Source organism: Salibacterium aidingense DSM 18341 (assembly GCF_000429685.1).
Taxonomy (GTDB): Bacteria; Bacillota; Bacilli; order Bacillales; family Marinococcaceae; genus Salibacterium; species Salibacterium aidingense.
Genome location: NZ_AUCI01000012.1, coordinates 20,485 through 40,820 on the forward strand (window position 1 = coordinate 20,485; position 20,336 = coordinate 40,820).

The window sequence follows — 20,336 nt, forward strand, 5'->3', positions numbered from 1 at the left end:
AGAGGGATAACGTGAACTATCAATTACTGTATTATTTTCATAAATTAGCTGAACATTTGAATTTTACAACAGCAGCAAACAAGTTAGGTATAAAACAGCCAACTCTTAGTCAACAAATTAAAATATTAGAAAACCAGCTGGGCGTGCAGCTTTTTTCTAGAACTAACCGTAAAGTGACTTTAACGTTAACTGGAGAATACTTATTTAAACAAACAACATCCATTCAAATGATTTTAAGTGATACGTTTGACACCATTAAAGATGTCGAAGTTGACGAAGATACCCTTCGCGTCGGCGTGTTGCATGGGGAATTATCGGAACTTTTGTCAGAGGTATTTGTGAAATTCCATCAAGAGGAGCCCTCGATCAATATTAAATTTCTAAGCACCGATAACCTCCAGGAGGATCTCAATAAGAGCAAAATAGACATGGGTTTTACTTATAACGGTGTAGCAGCTGGTCACCCTTGTGAGTTTTTGGCTCAAGAAAAATTCTATTTGATTTCTTCAGAAAAATACCATCTATCGAGCTATATTGAATTAGAGTCCATAAATCATTACCCGATTATATTGATGACTAAGGAATATATGTGTCGCCAGTTAGTGGAAGAAGAAATGGGAAAATTAAACAAACGAATAACACCAAGTATAGAGGTAAGTAGCTTGGAGATTTTATATAATATGGTAAGCAACGGTATGGGTCTATCTATTGTGTCGGAAACCTTTTTGAATTTAAAGAATTTAACGGATATCCGTGTTTCGAGTATAAAAGATTTACAGATTGATCGAGACATTTACATGTATCATACTCCTAGGTTCGCTAACAATTCAGTAGCTCAACGTTTCTATACCATGACGCTTGAGGAATTAACAAAATTAAAAATTATTCCCCCGAATTAGTAGAAAATGATTTAACTATCCATCACCATTCATCCAGTCTTTCATGAAGGGGTTTTGAAGCAGTACCAATCCCTCGCTTCTGAAACATCGCACCCAGTCAGCCGTTCCATCGCTATTTACACGCAATACCTGACCCATAAAGAAATCGAGGTTTTGTCGAACATATTGGATGGAAACTCTTACCGAGATATAGCTTCTCTCATGGGCATTAAACTCGCGACGGTCAATAATCACCTGACGCACGTCCATCGTAAACTGAATCTTACGACCACCATTGAAATGTTTCGTAGAGGGTTTGAAGTCACTTTTCGGTCTTTTAAAACGTAAATGATCACTCCTATAAAGGCTGCCTCATTGTTATGCTGGAAAGGAGATGTCATAAATCAATCACACTCTCTATCTCTATACATTATCAATCATTATTTCAAATCCCTACCATGTCTACAAGGACTTTCTATAATCCAGATTCATGAACTTCCACCAACATCCACTGCTTTAGTATGAAAAAAAGCCCTAATATTCGTAGATATCAGGGCTTTCATAACTTTTAACTAGATAATCGAACCTTTAGCATAGTTTTGAGAAGCAATCTGGTTCTTCTTAGAAAACCACCCAAATACTCTATCTTCTTTTTCTTTTTCCATAACCATAAAATCGACTTTTCGGTCTATTTCTTTACGGAAGGGACAAAGATCACTTTGTTTCAGTACCCCGTCCAGGAAGAACGATTCCAGCTTTTTTGGGTTCGGTTTGCCGTATTGGATCAAGAAATTCATTCCCATTCCTTCAAACTCCAAAATCGAATCAATATCATACGACACCGGTTTTTTTCGTAAGTAAAACGAACCGTAATCATGATACAGTTTCATGTCGCTTCCTTGATATAGTACGTCTTCCGCTTGTTGTTTAATGGTTTCATAATGCTCCTGTAGATTAGTCCATTCTATGTTATATGCTTTAATTTGTTCAACGTACCATTCCATGGAGGATTCCGGTAATGGAGCTTCTTCCAGCTGCCATAGTTCTTTCCCCTTTTTATTAAAGGAAGCACTCAATGAATAGGTTTGAGGCTCTTCAAAATGAGAAAGGAAGTTTAGCAAATCCGAGTCCTGTTGTTTGACTGCTTTGGTATCAATATCCACCACAAGCGGTAGGATTCCTATATCTCTTAAATAATCATTCAGAGCATAATAATCCCAATGATACACCGATTTAGCCACAAACTTCATGACCATCTGTTGATCCGGAAACTCGTATCGTAAACCGTCTAATTGCTCTGCTTTCTTACGAAGGGCTTCTTGATATTGCTTTTTCTTCGCTTCGGCATTCTTCATTTTGCCATACATGCCGGTTTCCATGAAAAACTTCATGGATTCTTTTACGCGGTCCGATGCTTTTTGAAATCCCTCTTCCTGGGTTACCTTAGTACCTTCCAGTTGGTTATCAAAGGTATAAATATTCTCCATTTTTGATTCCTCCTATTGGGATAAAAGAAAAGAGCAAGCATTATGCCTGCTCTTTGTTCTGAGATATGGTGCCTATCATGTTTTTCGCTCGTTTTGCTAGTGTAATCTTTCGGATATGATTAATATCAATATTTTTTAGAAGATAGGGATCCTTTCGCTCTCTGGCTCCTAAGATAAGGAGAGCCACAATAGCCTGATCATGATTTCTAGCGGCCATTTGTTGAAGGAAACGGTCCATTACATGCACCCTCTTTCTCTGAGAGAGTAATATCCATGTCCTAGAATCAAATGGTCCAAAACTTCGATTCCAATCTCGTTGCCAGCTCTCATTAGTCGTTTTGTAAGCTCAATATCTTCCTGCGAAGGTCCGGTATCGCCGCTGGGATGGTTGTGTGCCACAATTATAGCGGCTGCATTCTTTTCAATGGCATACCGAAAAACATCTGGAGGATTAACGATACATTGGTTACGGGTTCCTGTATAAATCACTTTTCTTCCCAGAAACTCTTGTTTGGTACTTACAGCACCTACGATAAAATGCTCTTGCTGTTCATACCGATAGGCTTTAAAACATTCGTAAGCGTCCTCAGCATTACGAATGATTGTTCCAAAATCAAAGGTTTGCTTGGATAGCTTTTTCGACAACCCGATAGCAGCCATTATTTGATCGGCTTTCTTCGTACCAATACCTGGGTAAGAAAGTAAATCCCTCTTGCTGATATGAAGCAGATCTCGTACAGATAACAACCCAAGTGCTGGATCAAGTTTTCCTACCAATATCTCCAGTAGTTCCGAAGTTTCGATATTTTCATAACCGTAAAACGTTGCTCTTTCTTTCACTACTGTGCTTGAGGTTTTTTGGTTCCATTCCATTTTTGATTCCTCCTTCCACACCTATAGCCACCATAAGGTGACAATACAGGTGTGCCACCTTATTTATAGCCCAAGGGGAAGGCATGATTTTTTAATTGAATCTGTATATTTTAGTAAATCAATCTTAGAACGGCAGATCGTCGTCACTGATTGGATCATTCATTGGTTCATAATTGCCGTTCGGTTGAAAACCGGTTTGCTGTCGATTTCCAGAAGACGCCTGTGACTGAGACGATCCACCTTGTGAAGAGTTATTCTTTTTGGTTTCAAGAAACTGAATGGTTTCGGCAACAACTTCTACTACTTTTTGTTTTCCTCCGTCCTCTCGCATGTAACTTCGGGATTGCAAACGGCCGGATACAGCTATTTGATCTCCCTTCTGCACATAACTGCAGAGGTTCTCTGCCTGTTTTCTCCAAGCGACAATGCTAAAAAAGTCCGCTTCTCTTTCTCCTTTTTGATTGGTAAATGGACGATTCACTGCGAGATTGAAGTTTGTTACCGCGACACCATTTGGTGTGTAGCGTAACTCCGGATCTCGTGTCATTCGTCCGACTACAACAACTTGATTAATCATTTTTATTTCCTCCTCTATTTAAGCCATTTCGAGTTTTGTTTTGGATGGCTCCATTGTTGATTCAACAGTAGGATCGATGGTTTTTGTTTTTTCAGAAGACAAATTCATGTCGCGCTCCAAAAAAATCAGGTAAACCAAGGCATTTTTACCGTCCTCCTCATCATCGACAAAGGAGGTCCGCAAGGCAGATACAGCCAGTTCCAAACTTTCTATCATCCATGTTTCCGTCCATTGGGCTTCCGAGAACGCGTCAAAAACGATGGACGTTAGATCAGGCACAAACGATGTATCTTCCTCGTGTTCTATATTTTTGATTACCTCATTTACGTTGCCGACGGTGTCGGCAATAATGAGTTTGGCCAAAGCAAGCCGCTTATGGCGAATACAATGAGTGTGCCAATCTTCATAGACACGGCTCACATTTTGTCGAAAATGATTATAGCTTTCTCTTTTTGCCTTTTGCCATTCAATGGCCTCTAACTGTTGTGGGGAAAGCATTTCAGCCGGATGGTATGGGGTTTTGCGATTTCCATAATATTTTTGCTTTATTTCAGCAAACGACTTTCCCGTCAGTTTAGCTTCAAACTGCAGTACCCCTCCGGATTCTTTGCAAATCCAGCATTTAAAGACCCGTTTTTCTTGGTTGAGAGAAAGCTTGTACTTCCCGGGCTTATTGGCGTCGCCTCCGCAGAACGGACACTTTGCCATGACTTCTGTATGGGCCAGTGTCTTCGGATTCAACTCCAATCCGTGATTTTCTGCGATTTCTATAATACAAGGAAGATTCCTCACAGCTTTCTCTCCTTTCCTTTAAATTAATTGCGTCATCGTCGGTTTGAGTTTGACTTTCCGCTGCTCTAAAATAACGTCCTCATACGCTTCCTGCGTCTGGTGGAGGTATATATCCAATGCTGGTTTTACGCAGTCACAGGAGTCTCCTCTCTGCATCAGTGGACATTCATGGGTCACGAATAAGTCATCAGCCAGTTTTTCGATCCGGACCAGAATATGGCCAAAAGTATGATGTCCATGAATGATAGTAAAGGAAGGGAGGACGATAATCAGCCCACTCCCATCCTGATAAATGGATATCCCTTCCGACATATCTTATACGGCTCCTTTAGCGGTATTCGACACTTGAAAGTCCACGAGCAGTAAGAACTCTCCATGTCGCTGGAGTTTAACGTTAATGGATGACCTATCCGGTAATTGATCTAGCGCATCTATATGATTATTATCTTTGATAAAAATGTGTTTCTTTTTCTGCTCCTCGTAATTTATCGCTGTCAGTTGCGCCCCTCTACTCAAAATCTTTATTTCCTGGATTTCAACTTCTTCATACGCTTCATTTGAAGAAGAAGCGGTTGAGGTCGAGGATGGTTCCTGGTTTTCAGACGAACGTTCTACCTTTGGCTGCTCAGCATTATTGAAGGGAGCGGAAGGATTCTGCTCGCTTGGTCCGGCTGATGAATCTGCAGGTGTTGAGTTCTGTTCATTATTTTGTTTGTCGGTATCTTGCTTAACTTGAGATTCTTGAGCTGGTTCATTGGGAGAATTGGTGATAGAGGTATGTGTTTGGGGGTCTTTGCCTTCCTTCGGTGTTGTTTCTGTCGAAGGTTCAGCTGAAGCTGTAGTGGGTTCTTTTTGTTCGTTCTGATTTGATACTTTTTCAGATTGGGATGTTTTGGATGTGGTATTTGTTGAGGTTTTAGTATTTCTGGTTTCTTGACCTTGATTCTCTTTTGCGCGCTGCCGGGCACTTACTAGCCAGCCTTTAACTTTATTATAAATCTCTTTATGATACTGCTTCTGCACTTTCTCAAATGTTTTGACATTTAATGCATCCTTGAAATTATCAGGACTGCATCCACGAAGTTTTCCTAATTCGGCTACCATATTATTTAACTCTTTGGCTTGATTGGAGCTGATATATGTCGGTGTTGACGTTTGACTCTGAAACGCATCGGGATCCAACTCATCGGTTGGGATATTAAACTGTTTTAATAAAAAGTTCTTCTCCCCATACGTAAGAGCTTTACCTACTCCTTTTTCAGTACCATAATCCATCCCTTGAGCATAAAATGGAACAGTTACCGTTTCCTCCGGATTGTCCGCGTTGACCCAGACATATTCCATGTGAAGTTCAGTAAGGATAGCATTATTGTTTAAAAAATTAACTTCCTTTCCCGTATTGTTAGTTAGCAATATAAGTCCAACTTCATCCAGTTGTTCACGAACAAGCGCTAATACTTGACTGGATGTAGCATACTGATATTGATCCCCCTGTGCCTGTTTCTGAATATAAGGAATGGCCTTTCTCACTCTCAATAATTTTTGAAAGATATTTTCTATTTGTTTTTCGTTACTCATAGGTATGTCCTCCTTGGTTTTGGATTAGTATTTTTGACTGATTAATCCGGCGACAATATCCATCGTTTCCTGCTCAAAGGCTTCTTCAAAGATAATGTCCAAGCCATTCACTTTTTTCTCCAGGGTGGAAGGAGCGTAGACTTTGCCGGTCTCCTGAAGCCGCTTGCCCTGAATATAATCTTTTCGATTTTTCACCCGTGTAAGAATGTCGATTCCATACTTGGCTTTTAACAAGTGATAAACTTCATTCCAACACGTATTAATGTTTCGTGTTCCTCTCACCCGGGCATATTCCTGCACCTTATGCACAATTTGTGACCTGGTCGGCTTTTTGGTTAAATGATTCGAAATGGACGTTACTTTATTGGCTGTATCAGCATACTGCTGATCCATTTTCTTCACTTTGTTTTCATGATGCACCAGTTGATGGGCCAAATTTAAAATAAGTTCAGCCGGTGATGCCCCCGCTTCGTCTGATTCCTCCTGGCGGTCGAAATACTCATCGAGCAGCCGATCATAATACTCCCATGATTTTTCATCATCGAAGATTTTCATCAGCTTGGCGTAACCCCGCTCAGACAGCAAATAAATATTACTGGAGCGGTTGACCGCATTCTTCGATAAAACTCCCTGGTGCATGAGATGTACCAGGAAATGTTCACGTTTCAGATCGATAAGATCAACTTGGTCGCGGAAGCGGTGACGGTTCATATTAATAGCACGGTTGACACCTTTGAGTGTCTTCCCGTGAATATCCGCCACGTGCTTAGCAAGCATCGCCTTTTTGTTTTTACCGAAACCACCAGCAATGCATGGAATAGCCATCCCACATACATCCAGGGTTTCTCGCAATTCCAATTCCATTTTTGATTCCTCCTGTTACTGCTATTTTTTAGCTAAATTGTGTATTTCCATAGTTAGCACATCGATGTAATAAATCTCTACACCGCTTGCATGGAAATACATTTCATGGTTCTCAAACATATTGACCGCTGTTTCCATATCCGGAAGCAAAAACGTCTCCGTTTGTGCCGGCACTGCTATGGGTTCGTGGGGAGGTGCCATTGTATTGACCTCATAGGTATCAAGTGGACAGAAATTCAGGTAGACGGATTCAAGAACATCTCCTTGAATAATCTCTGCCTTCACGCCAATCTGTTCATCCCCTCGAACGCGGTAATAGGTTAGTCGTACCTTTGTCTGCATTCTGAATTCCTCCTTTTTTGTGCACAAAAAAAGCGCACCGAAAGAAAGGATGTCCCTTACATTTCGATGCGCATATTGTGCGTTTGATTATATTACAAGGCGATCCTACGCCTGTGTAACCTATTGTGTAGTAAAGCATAAAACGTCTTATTCTTCTCTTCCAGCGAAAGGTTTCCGGGAAGTATAGAATAATCCAAGTGAAAAACGACACTTTCTTCTATCCATTAGCTCTCATGGAGAATGGTATGAAGAAATAACTTACCTTAAATAGAACTATGACATTATTATACAATGTCGTAGACGTAATAGCAAGGCCTCCTCTCCATTCACGAGCTTACGCTGCCGCCTTTTTATCTACTGACTGTTATGTAGACGACTCCTCCAACGCATCCGTTGTTGCACGGAACTTGTTCTTACATGGTGTTCATATCTATACCCAGTCTTTGAGCCAACTGTTTGATCGTTTGAAAGGATGCTTTATAATCTCCCTTTTCTATTCTACTCAACATGGACTGGGAACAAATACCATCACAGAGGTCTTCCTGACTTATTCCTTGTTCTTTTCGCATTTTTTTAATCATGTATCCTTCCTTTTGTTTTGTACGAGATATCATGGCACCGATAATCCTTTCTACTTTCTTTATATCGCTTGCTCCATTGAAGGCTGTATCGTTAGTTTAAAAACGTTTGAGGATCCACGGCATTGGATTTTTCACCATTCCAAGTACCAACATGTGTTTCAAAATGTAAATGAGGCCCCAGGGAGTGGCCAGAATTGCCTGATTTTGCGATTTCTTCCCCCTTCCTAACCTTCTGCCCCTCTTCCACCATATCGTGGCTTAAATGGGCGTACAGCGTCTCATACGTTTGACCGTTGATCGTGTGGCGTAGAATAACAGCATTACCATATCCATTCATATAGGATGCACGTTGGACGGTTCCAGCAGCAGCGGCTTTTACACTCGTTTGCATAGGAACACCATAATCTGTCCCATAATGCATTTTCCCCCATCTTCTACCAAAATTGGAAGAGATATATCCACTATTGACGGGCGTGATGAATGGTGAACCTTCTATATCCATTGATTTTACCGCTTGTGAGGCTCTGTTTTCCCTTGCTCGAATTTGTTGTTCTAACTGATTGGTCTGCCGCTCCGTCTGTTCGATATACTCCCGGGTTTGGCTTTGTTTTTCAGCCGTCTCTTCGATTTCTGAGACCAATTCCTCCATATAGTCCTGGCGTTCCTGGTGTAATGCTTCATACCGTTCGGTTAAAAGCTGTAACGTATCCTGTTTCTCATTTAACTTTGTTAATTCCTCTTTTTTGTTGGCTCTTTCCTCTTGAAGAGCCTGATTGGTGTTTACAAACTTTTGATACATTTCATCATCGTAGTGGAGGATCGTCTGTTGATTCACGATGTTACTGATAAAAGTTCCGAATGATTCCGACTCCAGAAAAATTTTAATCAGCGGGGCGGCTCCTCTATCTATGTTGTCCGATTGATACATAGCCCGGGCCCGTTCACTAAAATACGACTGATACGATTCCATGGCTTCTGTTTGCTGGTCAATCTCCCCATTGGTTTCTTCGATTTTTTCTTGCTGCTTTTTAATATCCCGTTCCATCTCATACCGTTTTTCGCTTACAATGGTCATCCTCCTGTCATATTCTTTTATCTCCTCTTGAATATCCGCTTCTCTTTCTTCCAACGAAGCCATATATTCCTGGAGTTGGCGAAGCTGAGCATGGTGTTTTTTTTGTTGTTCTATCGTTTCTTCTTTCTGCTCTTCCAGTGTTTCAATGGTCGCTGCGTCTGTTATTGCGGGCTGCGTAGCAAACAATAGCAATAAACAAACAGCTGCCGTTAATCGGATTCTCTTTGTATTGATTGGCATGTAAATAGCCTCCATTTCTATAAAAAAGCCGTCCTTTACGTTGTCACGTACCATGGACGGCTTTATCATTATCCAAATGTCTTAATACTTCGTGCTGTTTTTGCCATGACGCGTTATACCAAAGATAGAACATTTCTTCAAAAGAGCATTGCTTGATATCGTAGTCCGTAGTAACCCGGATTTTTAACTCTTTTAATATATCATTCATCGACTCCAGATAGATTAGGTCTTCACAAATACACAGAATCGGATGCTTGCTGGTAAACTGTGTCAATTGGTCTCGTATCTGTTCTTCGTTCTGCCGTACCACCAAAATATCGAAGTGCTTTTGGTGAAAGTTGGAGTAGAGCGCCCCTACGAAAGGGGCACTCGTACCACAGATTTCCAAGTCTTCATATACATCTTTCAGTTTGGCAAATAACTGAAAAAAAAGGATCCGTTCTAAAACCATCCACTCTGTCATCTGAAACCATGTATTACCTTTTTCGGGAACCCCTAATACTTTAAGACCGGTGGCTCCCAGGGTGTATACAGGAATGCTGTCATTGTTTTTCACGAGTTCATGCCGTTTGATCAGACGGAAGTTTTCCATCTTTTTTAATTTCTTTTTATTACGACCCAAATACTGGTGAAAGAGTTGGGATTTACCGATCACTCCAACAGCTTGAATGGCTTCCAATGCTCGTCGTTCTTTTTCGCTATTTATTTGTAATCCCTGTGGGACAGGCGTTTCTGTTGTAAGAAGTCGCTTCCACCTTATTTTATACTCGTGAAACGCCGATAAAGGGGATAATTTAACATCCATACCATCAACACCAACTATCCTTTGTGTCGCTTTAAGATATTAACGACGCGAGCGTTGATTTTTTGTTCATCCTGTTGAATATCTCGGATTCTCACCGTTACTTTATCGCCGGCGTTTAATGCTTCAAACTTCATATGAGGAGCTAAGCAGTCAATACCGGGCATCAGATTGATAAAATTTCCGTATTCCACGACACCGGAAACATACCCCACGTATTCATTGTTTTCGGTGAAGAATTGCCGGACACTTTCCCACGGGTTCGGTCGTGCTTGTTTTCGGCTGACCCGGATTTGCCCGCTTTCCCGGTCAAAATCTAATATTTTCACATGCATTGTATCTTCGATGCTTACCTCCTGGCGAAGATCAGATACCCAGGCATAGTCATACTCACTAACGTTCATAGAGGTCTCAATGCCACCGATTTGAAGAATTAGAACATCCCGCTGTACAAACCGCACACTAGCCGCTACCGTGACGCCGACACCCTTTTCTTCCAGCCTGTTAAACGTTGAACCTCTCATATGTTCCATTGCTGCTTGTCTACTGCCGATGAACAAATCTCGTTCACGGTCAATACCGATCACCTTAAACGAAAGCTGCGTTCCCATCATGTTCCGGAGCTGCCGGTAATCTTTGGCTTCCATATACTCCATCGGGATGATGCCTTTCATGTGGCCGATTCGTATAACTGCGCAATTTCGCTGCTCCTCGCCTTGGCCGTGTTCTTCAATCGCGATCATTTCAGCGTTCAAAATCGTACTGTTCTGCCTAGCCGAGTACACTTTTTCCATGGAACGCTGCATTTCTTCCTCCGGTGTTGCCGGTTGTTCACTTTGATACCCATCGACGAAAATATCCATCATTGCTTCTTCACTCATTGTGTCATCCTCCTAAAATTTTTGTTCCTTTAACTCAGTGCTTAAAAGAAATTTTCAATGTTTTCTTTTTGCTGTCTTGGTTCTTTCTGGTCTTTGGGGGAGTCATCCGCCTGTCCTTGCGTTTCGCTCTCCTGCTTGGCTCGAGTGGGAATAGCATTAGATGTCTCCCCTTTTTGCTCTTTTTCCGCTTGTTCAGATACAGATTCATTTGCTTTTGCTATGGAGGCAGCCGGAGTGGTAGTTGTCTTTTCTTCGGTTTCGATCTCGTTGTCGCTAAGAGATAGAGGAATGTCCTTTGTTTCCTTTTCCAGCCATGGAGCGGGAGGGGCTTGGTTATGTTTCCCTCCCTCTACTTCTGTAGGTACTTCATCTGAAATCGGTGAGAGACTGTCTTGGCTTTCATTTTCTTGATGATTCCTGTCCGACGCTGATGAAGCATCTTCATCCAGGGGAGGGGTGACTTTTTGATGCTGCTCCTCCACCGAAGTATTCCCCTCATGAGAAAGATAGGTTTGTGAATACACATTTGTTTCCGGTTGTACATATACTTTTGTTTCCACTTGTGTTTCTGTTTGTTCTATTGACCCTCCGCTGTCTTGGTCTTCTGCCTCTGTTTGCATTTCTTCTCTTTGTCTTCGTGAATGGTATTGAATAGGCGTATATGATGTTTTAGTATCATGTTCGTTCTCACCATCCTTATTATTTACCAAGGATATGGGTAATGAAGAGGAACCTTTTTCAGCTTCCTCCTTTGAACGATCTAAGTTGTCTTTCTCCTGGAATGCAAACGGATTCGACTCAAACAATTCATCCAGTTTTTGCTTTTGTTTCTGTTTCTCCACGAGTTTACGGTTCAAAATAGCCAGCCGCTTTTTTTGTTCAATTCGAGCTTTGACATTCCACTTAGGAACTTGCTGCTGGCGAATTTCTTGTTCCTCTTTTTCCAGGGTGTAATTTTTGATCATTTGAAAGTGAGCTCGAAGATCCTGTGGATCCCGAGGGATGAAAGAACCTACACCAACACCGGGGGGTTGCGGAGCTCCATCCTGTAGCAGCTTATATATAAAATGGAACTTGGGTAGACCGTCCATAATCATGGAATACGTAAAACGCTCTTTTTCCTCTTCACGGTCGGCTGTCATTTTCGGCTGCCACTGCTTGAGCAGATGACCGTCATACCGTTTTTCTGTAACCTCCATGAGATCCGCGCCCATTTCCTTAGAGACTTCCTGGGCGTCATCAGCTGCCAGTCCTCCAAAGAAGATCTTATTCCGGCAGGAGGTCAGAATCGCTTTTTTCATGGCAGTCGCATTGGTTTGTCCGGATTCGACTTCTAACTGCCCCAGGGACTGACAGGCAAAAATACCGGCTACTCTGTATTCCGCTGCAATCGATAAAAACCTTTCCACATCCGGGTTAATATAACGGCTGTATTCATCAATAATTAAGTAATGAGGCACCCGTGTATCTTCTGTTCCTTTCCGGCGGAACGTGGCCAATTGCATGTGCATCGCAACAAATTGCCCGAATGCATCGCCAGCTGAACCCAACATGCCCAAAGCAGTATTAATGCAAAGAACACCACCCTCCTCAAAGTGACGGTCTAAATCCATATCACTTTTACGAGAGATCAAGGGACGTAGATAATCGTTCGACATCAAGTTATCCAGTTGAGCTCTGAGGCCCAAAACCAGTTGTCGGAACTTCTCCGAATCTTTGCCGTTTAACAGCTCATTATCGAAGAAGTCAACCAAATCCGGATCCAGCTTCGACTGGCGCAATTTTTCCACATTCTTTTTCAGCAGTTTTTCATTCCGGAGGTTCTTCAAGACATCTATCAGGTACATGTTGTCTCCGTACAACGTTTTCAAAAGCAATGTAATTTTCCGAGAGGACAATTCCTGGATCGTTTGGAAGAAGGCTTCCTGCTTTCCGAACATGGATTTCAGCACGGCGACAGTGGCTTCTGCGATGTCTGTTTTCGGCCCCTTCATCACATTCAACGCTTCGGATTCATCCGGATAGGCCGGATCGATGTAATGATACGGTACCTCTAATTCATCACAAATTTCTTTAACCGCCCGGACGATATCCCCTTTGGGCTCTATACATGTTAATCCGGCTGGTATACCGCGTGCACGGTATTCGAGAATTTGCAGAATAATTGGTTTGATTACCATCGCACTCTTTCCGCACCGTGTCGGCCCGACAATCAGCGTGTGGGTGAAAGGATCCGACCCTCCCCAAGACAACAGATCGGTATTGTTTTTATCTTCCAACTGCTCGATCATGCTTCCACACCTCCTTCCCTTTTCACCGCTTGTCCTCAGTCTTTCGTTTTTTCTTTATCCAATTCAACGCTTCTTCCTAACACAAAATAAAGTTCTGTTTCCGCTTCTTGTTCATCTTCCTCGGTCATAAACCAGCCAATCCATCCATACTTGGCCGCTTTCTGTTTTTTGAAACGAATGCGTTCATCATATTGCTGCAGTTTTTCTTTCGCTGTGGCCGGCCGCTCCCGCACTTTCAGTTTGATTTTTGGCTCCTGGTGATAATGTTTGCGGTAACTAAGCAGGATGCCTACACCTACCATGACACTGCTGATCACCGTCAGGATCAACATCAGGATACGGTGAATCGGCCATTCCAGCATCACATTAGCCATAGAAAGCAGCGATACCCAGGAAGCCATGCCGGCAAAAATCATTGGTGCATATCCGAAATACTTGCGGAGCCTTGAGAGCGTGAACAGTAATAACGGTACGCCGACTATCACAGCCATCCATTTTGAAAAAGCGGAGATGAAGGCAAAGAAAATGGAACCGAGATACAGCAAGAACATTGCTATAATACTCATCGCTCTATCCTTTCCATCAAATCAGGCTGCCGCTAACCGTCAGCTGATGCTATGTTGATCCAAAACTTCCATGGATCCAGGCGCCATATGTTCAAAATTGTGGCCAAAAGGCAGCATGATTGCTGCACTCAACGTCAGACCAATCAGCATCGTGGATAGGGAAAACCGTTTCAGTGTTCCTTTAACTTGGCAAACATTCATGCCTTATTTTTCTCCTTTCCTACTCCTACAGTTCCGGCGCGTCCGGATAAGAATGCATCTTTTCCTGTTGCTCGCTTAGTTTGTAAGTCATAAGAAGAAAAAGGATGTCGTCCTTGGCGCATTCAAGAAACGCTTCGTACAATGTCTCCTGAATAGGTGCTTCCAATTCCGATAGTTGCTTCATAATTTCTGGATCCGGTTGAAAGGTTCCACATATCTGTTTCCATTCCTTAATCATGTTCTCTTCGTATTCTTGCTGCTGTGTGGTATGAGCCACATCTGCACCTCCAAACATTGATAGAATTGAATGACAATCATTTTCATAAAAAAGAACCCTCGAAGTCACTCGTTCTCATAACGAGCAAACTCCGAGGGTTCGGTGGTTTGCCAAAGATATAGAATTGGCACGGGGGGTAGTTGGAAATAACCTTGTTTAATGGGTTATCACTATACGTAAAATATATCAAAGGAAAAGCGGATAGGCAAGTACAATTTTAAAATTTTGTATAATTCATACCTTAAAAAGTACTTTTTTTTACGTATTGTTAATAAAAATGGTTGATGTTTGTGTTGGGAAAACGAAATTCGACCTGCTGTTGCTCATTTAGAACTAAGTAGGCTTTAAAACTCTTTCCTTTTTTCGATATGAAACCCTCCATCATCTCGGTTTCTCTTTCGCTCAATAATTGTTGGATGATTCGCGTTTGAAGCTTCTTGCCGGCAAGCGTTTTAAACACATGAAATCGGCAGTTCGGATAATTGGAGCAGCCATATAACTTTTTTCGATCTAATACTTCCCCGTTCCCGCATTTGGGGCATGTCCCTAGCGATTTTGGTGTTTTATTTTCAAATTCTAATTCTATTCTGCCATCCGATATTGATGTTAAACACAGTCTGCCTTTATACTTCTTGTTTTCCTTGTTGTAAAACGTCAGAAGGGATGTTTTTCCTTTTTCAATCAAGTCGAAGCATTGTTTTTTGGTAATCTTTTTTTGGCCATAAGTTTTTTTCCATATCTTAAAGGAGCAGCCACTTTTCCATCTATCGCAGCCAAAGGCTTTTTGGGTTTCTATAATATTTCCCTGCTGGCAGCACGGGCAGGAGGTAATCACCTCGGTAACCTGCATGTTCTGCTTTTCCATTTTTTGAATCTCGCTCACCATCAAAGAGGTGAAAGGTTTGATCCCAGAAAGCATTTTTTCTGGATCCTCGTAGCCTCTGGCAATATCATGAAGACGTTTTTCCCATTCGCCTGTTAATTCTGCCGAGGTGAGGGTATGGATGCTTGTTTGTCGCAGCAATTCAATCAGCGAACGTCCTTTGGCCGTAATAGTCAGATGTTTTCCCTTTTCCATTATATACTCCACATTTTTCAACCGTTCGACTATCGCAGCCCTGGTTGCCGGCGTTCCTAATCCGGTGTCCTTGATAGCGGCTTTCATTTCTTCATCGTCGAGCTTTTTCCCCGCCGCTTCCATATCTTTCACCAGTGTTCCTTCGGTATATGGTTTCGGCGGTTGACTGACCCGTTCTTTTGTTTCAGCGTGGGCTAGATGAACGGCTGTATCCGGATCTATGCTAAAGGTATTCCTGGTGTTTTCTTTCTCTTCCTCATCATCTTGTTCCTGCAATGTTTGCCGCCACCCCTTTTCTACCCACTCTTTCACGGTGGTCCGAAAATAATGGGAGCCGACTTTCGTTTGTATTTTATGTTTCATAAACGTTGCCGGTTCAAAAAACTGAAGGAAAAAGCGACGAGTGATCATAACATATAATTGCTGCTCCGTTTCGGACAATTGCCCTTTTGCTGGAATGTTTTCAGTCGGCAGGATCGCATGGTGGTCCCCTACTTTATCAGGATTGCACACCCGGCGGCATTGCGGGGAGACAATTTCTTTTTTGGCCTGGTCCGCCCCTTGCATCTCCATCTTGAGAAACCTTGGTTTTACGGCATCAAATACTTGCAGCATCATCGGGATTTCATCATCGGTCACAAAACGTGAATCGGTCCGAGGGTAAGTAATACTCTCATGTTTTTCATATAACTTTTGGGCTGTATCCAGCGTCTGCTGCAGGGTGAATCCGTACTGTTTATTGGCTTCTGTCTGAAGGGTTGCCAAATCAAAAAGTTTTGGGGCGGATTCTTTTCCTTTTTCTTTCTCATAATAATGAATGGTCCCCTGTTTTCCCTGGATTTGCTCAGCAATACGGTCTGCTTTTTCACGGTCCGCTATTTCTTCTCCTTCCCGGATCCCAGTGTATTGTTCATTCCCTTGTGTAAAGGTAACAGAGACATCATAACGCGTCTTTTTGACGTGGTTTTCGATGGCCAGGGCCCGATCATAAACCATCGCAAGTGTCGGGGTCTGAACCCGTCCTATACTCAATTTAGCCTGATGCTGTACGGATAACGCCCGCGTACCGTTTATACCAATTAGCCAATCTGCTTTGGCTCTAGCATCTGCTGCGGCATACAAATGCTGATAGTCACTATTGTTTTTCAATAATTGGAAAGCGGTTTTCAGGCCATTTTCTGTTAATGATTTCGTCCATAATCGTTTTACCGGATGCAGCAGGCGTAAATGACGATAAATACGTTCAAAGATATACTGGCCTTCACGTCCGGCATCACAGGCATTGATGATCATATTAGATTGTTCTGCCAACTCTCGAATAATCTTAATTTGCTCCATTTTTTTTGGATCTGCTATTAATTGAAAGGGGTCAGGAATGATCGGTAAATCCTCCAGGTTCCATGTTTTATACTTCGAATCATAAAAGTCTGCCGGTGGAAAACCAATGAGATGGCCGATGGCCCATGTAACATAGTATCCATTTCCTTCAATGTACCCTTTCCGTTTGCTGCCTTGTCCCTGCATCAACACATTCGCAATTTTTGCGCCCATATCGGGTTTTTCAGCAATAACCAACGTAGACATATCTATTTCTCCCTTCATGTATAATAAAAAACAATCACTCTTTATTGGAGTGATTGTTTACTTGCCTTTGTATTATTTTTTCCGTCATATAAGTTCAACTAATCCTTGTACTATAAACAGAAAGATTTAATTTTCCTAATTGCCGTGGTAACTGCTTCCATGCTTTTTTTAAGCATTCTTGGTCCCTTTCCCAAATCGTCTCCCCCGGTGGAATAACTTTCATATCTAAAAGTTCTTGATAAGTCGGCCATAATTTTTTTCCGGGTTTCTGCATAAGGTAGCGGGGGAAAGACGTTTTTTCAAGGTCTTCTACCTTCACATATGTGGTATTAATAATTACCCTGGGAATACCATGAAAGAGTTTACCAACAGGGCCACGGAATGTTCCGATATAAAAAGTAACGTTGCTTTCATTTTGGATGACAATTTTATTTTTGTAATACTCTAACTGAATGATTATAATTCCTCCTTTCACCGTTATTTTTATACATAAGTGAAGACATAAACATATACACTTGTGTTTTTACTTCCATTTCTATTAATAGTTATGTTTATTTCAAGGATGAACCTTCTTCTAGTGAACAGCTTTTAGGTAGTATTGAACAGAAATAATAAAGTTGTTTAAATTTCACTTTAGACGGAAGAAACAATTGCTTGCTAAATACTTCCGGCTTCCACAGACGGTGTGTCTTCCCTTATATTATAGCAAGGATAATATTTCATTAAATTCCACTACATCCAATTCGAAATACCTGTATAAAGTATCTGGAACTTTAAGAGCAAATGACAATAATTAGTATCCATCACTTCACACATTACGTTTATCTTGGGAACATGTAATCCTGAATATCCCAACCTTAATCTGTAATACGTCATTTAAGACTTCCAAATTATGAAGGGAAAGGTCATAGTTCTTGATTTTTCTGATTAAGTCTGAAACCGTATCGCTGTCTCCTAAAAGTCCTCTGGCTTTAAAGGATATTTGGAGATATCCCAACCTTTCACGTATTTTTATTTCATTTTCATAAGCTGATTCTACATTTTCAATCGGCAAACGCAAGTCATTGTTATACCCTTTAGCTTTAAGAACAACAGAAGAAATCATTGCCCACAAAACACATAAGAGTAGCACTGCAAGTGCTATCAAAAGCAACCACATTAAAAGTATATCAATCACCATAAATATGTCAGACATCAGAAGCTCTCCTTACTATTGTCACCTCATGCGCCGTACTAGGGATGAGTGTTACCTCATGAGAATCTTTACTTCGCAAGACTTGCAGTAAGTGTCCTCTTTTGGCGTTTTTGCTCCGCATTTTTTGCATTTAGACATTGCTAATCCTCCTTCGCATAAAATCATCTGTTCTCAACTGGTGAATTGGTGAATGGGTACCTCTCTTTTCTCAATCCTTTAGAAAAACTCTATAAATTTAGTCAAAGTTCCAGGATTCATAAAAAGATAACCCATTATCACAATAAATATAACTGTCAAAATAATACCAGTAATCTTTTCTTTTGAACCTTTTTTAATTTCCCTGTAATTACTAACGATAGCCGCTATCAAACCTACTACCAATGGTACAATAAATCCGGTTGCAAAAGGGAGATCATATGCCTCTGCAAGAGAACTAACCATTAAGGTGGCTCCGCACATTCCCCCGATTCCAAGGCCTAAAATCAGGAAAAGAATAATTTTATGTTGTATTTTTTTCATATGTTCTATTGTTACTTGTTTCATAAACAGCAACCTCACTTTATGACATTTTAGTATCGTTCCGTTAAGTATTCTTTTTCCATCATGCTAGTTAATCGTCAAAACCCATTCTTTGTTATCGTTCACCTTCTTCCACTCCTTTATTTAATTTGTCCCATAAACATAATCGTCGTACTATGAAAATCTTATATTTAATAAGTTCCTATTGTATAAAAATTTATAAAAAAACAGCATATCGACAAAAGCAATAATTTTTTCTTAAACTTGCTTAGAGGTTTGCTTATAGGTGAAAAAATCCCCATTATAATGCCTAAGGAAAAGACAATAGCAAATAAATTTATGACAAATAATTCTTCCTTCAAACAAACTCACCCTTTTTAATCAGAATCGAATCTTACAATCGTCGAAATGTTCATTAAGACAATTCTTCATTTGCTTTCTCGAAGTAGTCTAAATCGCATTCCAATTCTTTTAATCTGTTCCTCAATAGTTTTTTCAATGTGTGGTCTTTTTCTATTTCAATACTTTCATTAATTTCTTTCACTTCTTTTCTCAAATGCAGAACAGCATAATGAATAGCCTTTCTTTGTTCTGAAATAGATAACTCCATCTTGTTCACCCTTCCTTATCTCGCATAATCCGTCTGATTTTCTTTGAGACTATTCTTTATCCTTTGTCTCATTTTGGGGTTGTTAGCGAAATGAAACTAATTCAGGACTATCAGGTGCAGAATAAAGAATTCCTTCACCTAAACGAAGCTCCTTTGAAACAAAATTTTTCTTGCGTCTGACTAGCTCTTCGACAATTTTAGTAATGGCGAATGTTTTCCCACTCCCCGGTTCTCCAGTAATTATCAAGTTATCGGACATAACTTTCTCAGCAATTCCCATGTTTATGCACCCTTTCTTTCCTAAAACTCCGCATATTCGTCAATCGTAGAGCGTGTGTAATCAATCTTGTTTCCATCTTCATACCCTGTCTGATACGCTTGAATTTCGCTAATAGACGGTATTTTAAAACTTTTAGATTTCCCCGTTATTTCCTCCTCAAATTTATCTTCTACCTCTTTGGGAACCAGCACCATTAAAGCATTTTCTTCTGCTTTAATTTGTTCAATTTGTTCTTCGAATTTCTCTTCCAGCCCGCTCAAAAAACCATTTATATAGGAGTTTTTGATAGATAATGTGTTATACTGCGTCCGTTCTATGTCGTTTTCTTTGTAGTAACCATCAATAAAATTTTTAGACAGCAGCGTGATAGCTTCATAAGCTAACAGGTACATCTCTTTGGCCAGCTGGACATCCTTGTCATACCCCATAAAACAAACAGCTGATTTCCGGTTTCCCCTACTAGAGTTTTTTTTCCAATTTATAAAATTTTTCACCCGGAAATTATTGGCCATAATAATGCCCAATTTCCTCTCCCACCAGTGCAGTCTTTTGTGGGTTGTGACCTGGCCTTCCTCAATATTTCTTTTGCCATCCGAAACCTGAATTTCATCCATGGCGATGTTGTTTTTCAGCATTAGTTTTTGGGCCATGAGAAAAGCTGACTGCGCTTCATGTTCATTGGAGTTATCTTCCGCCAGAGCAAGCAGTCGTGTTATTTTTTTGATAATATAGTCATTTTTAGTGTTCACTTGACTTCCCATTATG

General features: G+C 41.0%; 26 protein-coding genes. 2 read left to right on the forward strand and 24 right to left on the reverse strand.

Going from position 1 to position 20,336, the window contains the following annotated elements; translation table 11 throughout:
• The first annotated feature begins 11 nt into the window (after positions 1-11).
• A complete protein-coding gene (locus G475_RS0112710; RefSeq protein WP_026701622.1) occupies positions 12-899 on the forward strand; it encodes a LysR family transcriptional regulator in 888 nt (295 codons plus the stop codon).
• Between the two features lie 54 nt (positions 900-953).
• Positions 954-1,226 (forward strand): helix-turn-helix domain-containing protein, encoded by a 273-nt coding sequence (locus tag G475_RS26820; protein WP_169728524.1) that lies wholly within the window; start codon positions 954-956, stop codon positions 1,224-1,226.
• A gap of 224 nt (positions 1,227-1,450) precedes the next feature.
• Here G475_RS26820 and G475_RS0112720 read toward each other — a convergent pair whose 3' ends face one another.
• The 24 genes from G475_RS0112720 to G475_RS0112840 all read right to left on the reverse strand — a co-directional run bounded on the left by G475_RS0112720 (position 1,451) and on the right by G475_RS0112840 (position 20,332).
• A complete protein-coding gene (locus tag G475_RS0112720) occupies positions 1,451-2,365 on the reverse strand; it encodes a hypothetical protein (protein WP_026701624.1) in 915 nt (304 codons plus the stop codon).
• 40 nt (positions 2,366-2,405) lie between these two features.
• Positions 2,406-2,603 carry a hypothetical protein gene (locus tag G475_RS0112725; RefSeq protein ID WP_026701625.1) on the reverse strand — a complete coding sequence of 66 codons (198 nt, stop codon included), beginning with the start codon at positions 2,601-2,603 and terminating at the stop codon, positions 2,406-2,408.
• Positions 2,603-3,238 carry a JAB domain-containing protein gene (locus G475_RS0112730; RefSeq protein ID WP_026701626.1) on the reverse strand — a complete coding sequence of 212 codons (636 nt, stop codon included), beginning with the start codon at positions 3,236-3,238 and terminating at the stop codon, positions 2,603-2,605. The genes G475_RS0112725 and G475_RS0112730 overlap by 1 nt, the downstream gene beginning before the upstream one ends.
• 124 nt (positions 3,239-3,362) lie before the next feature.
• Positions 3,363-3,815, reverse strand: coding sequence for a single-stranded DNA-binding protein (locus G475_RS0112735; RefSeq protein WP_026701627.1), 453 nt, complete (start codon positions 3,813-3,815; stop codon positions 3,363-3,365).
• Between the two features lie 18 nt (positions 3,816-3,833).
• Positions 3,834-4,607: a hypothetical protein gene (locus G475_RS0112740; RefSeq protein ID WP_026701628.1), complete on the reverse strand. Its 774-nt coding sequence runs from the start codon at positions 4,605-4,607 to the stop codon at positions 3,834-3,836.
• Positions 4,608-4,625: 18 nt separating this feature from the next.
• Positions 4,626-4,919 carry a hypothetical protein gene (locus tag G475_RS0112745; protein WP_026701629.1) on the reverse strand — a complete coding sequence of 98 codons (294 nt, stop codon included), beginning with the start codon at positions 4,917-4,919 and terminating at the stop codon, positions 4,626-4,628.
• A 3-nt stretch (positions 4,920-4,922) separates the two neighbouring features.
• On the reverse strand, positions 4,923-6,185 hold the full coding sequence (locus G475_RS26380; RefSeq protein ID WP_051302488.1) for an ERF family protein: 1,263 nt from the start codon (positions 6,183-6,185) through the stop codon (positions 4,923-4,925).
• A gap of 24 nt (positions 6,186-6,209) precedes the next feature.
• Positions 6,210-7,049 carry an ORF6N domain-containing protein gene (locus G475_RS26385; protein WP_051302490.1) on the reverse strand — a complete coding sequence of 280 codons (840 nt, stop codon included), beginning with the start codon at positions 7,047-7,049 and terminating at the stop codon, positions 6,210-6,212.
• A gap of 21 nt (positions 7,050-7,070) precedes the next feature.
• Positions 7,071-7,391 (reverse strand): hypothetical protein, encoded by a 321-nt coding sequence (locus tag G475_RS0112760; protein WP_026701630.1) that lies wholly within the window; start codon positions 7,389-7,391, stop codon positions 7,071-7,073.
• A 413-nt stretch (positions 7,392-7,804) separates the two neighbouring features.
• Complete coding sequence (locus G475_RS26825) at positions 7,805-7,972, reverse strand: helix-turn-helix domain-containing protein (protein WP_169728525.1); 168 nt, start codon at positions 7,970-7,972, stop codon at positions 7,805-7,807.
• A gap of 91 nt (positions 7,973-8,063) precedes the next feature.
• Positions 8,064-9,287, reverse strand: a complete 1,224-nt coding sequence (locus tag G475_RS26390; protein ID WP_051302492.1) for a murein hydrolase activator EnvC family protein — start codon at positions 9,285-9,287, stop codon at positions 8,064-8,066.
• 43 nt (positions 9,288-9,330) lie between these two features.
• Entirely contained in the window at positions 9,331-10,092 is a 762-nt protein-coding gene (locus G475_RS0112775; protein WP_026701631.1) for a hypothetical protein, read from the reverse strand.
• A 14-nt stretch (positions 10,093-10,106) separates the two neighbouring features.
• Positions 10,107-10,970, reverse strand: a complete 864-nt coding sequence (locus G475_RS0112780) for a hypothetical protein (protein WP_026701632.1) — start codon at positions 10,968-10,970, stop codon at positions 10,107-10,109.
• 41 nt (positions 10,971-11,011) lie between these two features.
• Positions 11,012-13,261, reverse strand: coding sequence for a type IV secretory system conjugative DNA transfer family protein (locus G475_RS26830; RefSeq protein ID WP_084414110.1), 2,250 nt, complete (start codon positions 13,259-13,261; stop codon positions 11,012-11,014).
• Between the two features lie 35 nt (positions 13,262-13,296).
• Positions 13,297-13,827 (reverse strand): hypothetical protein, encoded by a 531-nt coding sequence (locus G475_RS0112790; protein WP_026701633.1) that lies wholly within the window; start codon positions 13,825-13,827, stop codon positions 13,297-13,299.
• Between the two features lie 39 nt (positions 13,828-13,866).
• Complete coding sequence (locus G475_RS27225; protein ID WP_156911691.1) at positions 13,867-14,028, reverse strand: hypothetical protein; 162 nt, start codon at positions 14,026-14,028, stop codon at positions 13,867-13,869.
• Between the two features lie 25 nt (positions 14,029-14,053).
• A complete protein-coding gene (locus G475_RS0112800) occupies positions 14,054-14,305 on the reverse strand; it encodes a hypothetical protein (RefSeq protein ID WP_026701634.1) in 252 nt (83 codons plus the stop codon).
• A gap of 268 nt (positions 14,306-14,573) precedes the next feature.
• A complete protein-coding gene (locus G475_RS25010; protein WP_051302494.1) occupies positions 14,574-16,967 on the reverse strand; it encodes a DNA topoisomerase 3 in 2,394 nt (797 codons plus the stop codon).
• A gap of 94 nt (positions 16,968-17,061) precedes the next feature.
• Complete coding sequence (locus G475_RS0112810) at positions 17,062-17,442, reverse strand: hypothetical protein (RefSeq protein ID WP_026701635.1); 381 nt, start codon at positions 17,440-17,442, stop codon at positions 17,062-17,064.
• A 333-nt stretch (positions 17,443-17,775) separates the two neighbouring features.
• On the reverse strand, positions 17,776-18,162 hold the full coding sequence (locus G475_RS0112815; protein ID WP_026701636.1) for a hypothetical protein: 387 nt from the start codon (positions 18,160-18,162) through the stop codon (positions 17,776-17,778).
• Positions 18,163-18,378: 216 nt separating this feature from the next.
• Complete coding sequence (locus tag G475_RS0112825; protein WP_026701637.1) at positions 18,379-18,705, reverse strand: hypothetical protein; 327 nt, start codon at positions 18,703-18,705, stop codon at positions 18,379-18,381.
• 391 nt (positions 18,706-19,096) lie between these two features.
• A complete protein-coding gene (locus G475_RS0112830) occupies positions 19,097-19,291 on the reverse strand; it encodes a hypothetical protein (RefSeq protein ID WP_026701638.1) in 195 nt (64 codons plus the stop codon).
• Between the two features lie 82 nt (positions 19,292-19,373).
• Entirely contained in the window at positions 19,374-19,571 is a 198-nt protein-coding gene (locus G475_RS0112835) for an AAA family ATPase (protein ID WP_026701639.1), read from the reverse strand.
• A gap of 20 nt (positions 19,572-19,591) precedes the next feature.
• On the reverse strand, positions 19,592-20,332 hold the full coding sequence (locus G475_RS0112840; RefSeq protein WP_026701640.1) for a DUF2786 domain-containing protein: 741 nt from the start codon (positions 20,330-20,332) through the stop codon (positions 19,592-19,594).
• Between the last annotated feature and the right edge of the window lie 4 nt (positions 20,333-20,336).